Below are 2,227 nucleotides of genomic sequence, written 5' to 3' on the forward strand. Positions count from 1 at the left end.
TCTGTCATCGAATAGCTCGCTGGCAGGTCCTGACTGCGTATCCGGTTGTAACTCGGTCATCTCGCCCGACGTTGCGAATATCTGTCCGCTCGGATCGAGCAGGCTGACACCCAGAATGCGTGGATCGGCCGTCAAGATGCGTTCCATGCCATCGACTAACTCGATGCCATCCGGCATCCGGTTCGCCAACGCGGCACTGGACGCGACGCGCGCCAGTTCCTCGAGATCGGTGAACTGGGCTGTTTTGAAATTGTTGTAAGAAGGGAAAACAATAATGAACTCGATCAGCACGATCGCGGCAAATACCACCAGGAACAGCCTGCGCGCGAGGCGAAAACGCAGCATCTGGCGCAGCATTGTCGTCCAGTGCATCGGGGTGCGCTGAGTCGGGGTCAAGGTTGCCATTACATGGTTATCGGCAGGTTATTCAATTGCATTAAATATAGCTAACAATTATTAAACTATTATAGTGTGTCATTGCCAGACTGCAGGAAACAGTAACTGACTAAACGACGTCGACGCCGGTGCCCGCTAGCAGATATACTGCGCCTTTTTTGCGGGTAAGCCTGTGAGTATCAAATCTGATCGATGGATTCGGCGCATGGCCGAGGCCGAGGGTATGATCGAACCTTTCGAGTCGGGACAGGTTCGCGAGTCGGCAAATGGCCGTATTATTTCCTACGGCACCTCGAGCTACGGCTATGATGTGCGTTGCGCCAGCGAATTCAAGATTTTTACCAATATCAACTCTGCGATAGTCGATCCGAAGAACTTTGACGATGAAAGTTTCGTCGATATACAGTCCGACGTCTGTATTATTCCACCGAATTCGTTCGCGCTGGCGCGTACCGTCGAATATTTCCGCATACCACGCAGCGTGCTGACCATCTGCCTGGGAAAATCAACATACGCGCGCTGCGGCATCATTGTTAACGTAACCCCGTTGGAGCCTGAATGGGAGGGACATGTGACGCTCGAATTTTCCAATACCACCCCGTTGCCGGCGAAGATCTATGCCAACGAGGGTGTGGCACAGATGCTGTTCTACGAATCAGACGAGGTCTGTGAAATTTCTTACAAGGATCGCGGCGGCAAGTACCAGGGACAAAAAGGCGTTACGCTGCCCAAAGCTTGAAACACCCTTATGCCGGGTCCAGCCGTGGGATGACAATACATAAACTTACTTGAGGTCGATGATTTTCCAGTCGCGGGATTCGGCGATTGCCTTTAATTCGTTATCCGGGTGAACGGCGATCGGATTATCCACCTGCTCGAGCAGCGCCAGGTCGTTGATCGAGTCGCTATAAAAGAAACTGCCCGCGAGGTCGTGATCGGTACTGGTCAGCCATTCGCGTAACACGGTGACCTTGCCTTCCCGGTAGGTTGGCGTACCGAGATAGCGGCCGGTATAGCGCTTAGCGACAATTTCGGGTTCGGTCGAAAGAATCGTCGGTACCTGCAGCAATGCCGCGATCGGTTCGGTGACGAACAGGTTGGTTGCACTGATAATGAGCAATTCGTGGTTTTGCTGGCGATGCTGATCGAGAAGCGCGGCCGCGCCGGGTACGATTATCGGTTTTATCCAGTTTTCAACGTAATCGGCTCTCCAGGCATGCAGTTCATCGAGGGTATAACGCGTGAGCGGCGCCAGTGCAAACTCGAGATAGGTATCGTTATCGAGCTCTCCGCGCTGGTAATCCTCGTAAAAAACCAGGTTTCGCTGGCGATATTCCTGTTCATCGACAATCTGCTTCTCGACCATGTATTCGCCCCACAGGTAGTCGCTATCACCTGCTAGTAGCGTGTGGTCCAGGTCGAATATAGCGAGTGTCATGGATTGCTTCCTGTGTATTGGCTTGATGGGTTCTCGACGTCTATGTCAGAATGAGCGGCCAAGATTCTAAACGATTTATGGCAAGCAGCGAAATGATTGACGCAGATGGCTACCGTGCAAATGTCGGAATCATATTGTGCAATAGCGCCGCCCAGGTGATGTGGGCGCGTCGTATCGGGCAGGATGCCTGGCAGTTCCCGCAGGGTGGAATCAGCGCCGATGAAGACCCGAGGGATGCGATGTATCGCGAGCTCTGGGAAGAGACCGGATTGAAACCGGACCATGTTTCGGTGCTTGGTGCTACCGATAGCTGGTTGCGCTACAAGTTGCCCAGGAGGCTGATGCGCCGTTCCGAGCCGCTTTGTATCGGGCAAAAACAGATGTGGTATCTGC

4 protein-coding genes are annotated in these 2,227 nt (G+C 53.2%); 2 read left to right on the forward strand and 2 right to left on the reverse strand.

The features are described 5' to 3' along the window. The coding region (locus OES20_19195) for a hypothetical protein (protein ID MDH3636819.1) at positions 1–405 on the reverse strand (405 nt) is incomplete at its 3' end. Between the two features lie 163 nt (positions 406–568). Between OES20_19195 and dcd the strand changes: the two genes are divergently transcribed. Further along, positions 569–1,135, forward strand: coding sequence for a dCTP deaminase (dcd, locus tag OES20_19200; GenBank protein MDH3636820.1), 567 nt, complete (start codon positions 569–571; stop codon positions 1,133–1,135). Between the two features lie 45 nt (positions 1,136–1,180). On the opposite strand, the gene OES20_19205 is transcribed toward dcd, so the two are convergent. Continuing rightward, positions 1,181–1,834 (reverse strand): HAD-IB family hydrolase, encoded by a 654-nt coding sequence (locus OES20_19205; GenBank protein ID MDH3636821.1) that lies wholly within the window; start codon positions 1,832–1,834, stop codon positions 1,181–1,183. A 92-nt stretch (positions 1,835–1,926) separates the two neighbouring features. On the opposite strand from OES20_19205, the gene OES20_19210 reads away from it, so the two are divergent. Next, a partial coding sequence (locus OES20_19210; protein ID MDH3636822.1) for an RNA pyrophosphohydrolase occupies positions 1,927–2,227 on the forward strand: 301 nt, incomplete at its 3' end.

The sequence above is a fragment of the Gammaproteobacteria bacterium genome (assembly GCA_029862005.1).
Taxonomy (GTDB): domain Bacteria; phylum Pseudomonadota; class Gammaproteobacteria.

Coding starts and splice junctions, on each gene's coding strand:
- OES20_19205 (MDH3636821.1), bottom strand. CDS start 1,834: ATGACACTCGCTATATTCGACCTGGACCACACGCTACTAGCAGGTGAT.